1 protein-coding gene is annotated in these 335 nt (G+C 60.9%); it reads right to left on the minus strand.

Annotated elements, in window-relative coordinates; genetic code table 11:
* On the minus strand, positions 1 to 335 hold a 335-nt coding region (locus HU720_RS23975), incomplete at both ends, for a hypothetical protein (protein WP_186523639.1).

A 335-nucleotide genomic window follows, 5' to 3' on the forward strand; every position in this document is an offset into this window, starting at 1 on the left:
AAGCCGGTGTTCTCGACATTGCCAGCAATGGCCTGCAAGTTGCTCTCGGCCCGCAAGGTGCCCTGGTTCTTCAGGTCACCCCCGGTGATCAGCGCAACGTCCTGCCCCTGGATCAATGCCCCATTAGGAGCCAAACGATCATTGGCATGGGCCAGGTACAGCACCGGCAGCAGCACCTGCTGGCCATTCACCTCGCGCGGTTCCATCCACACGATGTCATGGGTCAGCGCGGCGACCTGTTCAGCGGTCAGCCCGACTCCCGGCGAGAGGTTCAGCTCATCCTTGCTGGCGATGGAGTTGTCCATCAAGTAGCGGAACATCTCTTCGTCGCTGGT

Source organism: Pseudomonas sp. SWRI51 (assembly GCF_014268825.1).
Taxonomy (GTDB): domain Bacteria; phylum Pseudomonadota; class Gammaproteobacteria; order Pseudomonadales; family Pseudomonadaceae; genus Aquipseudomonas; species Aquipseudomonas farsensis.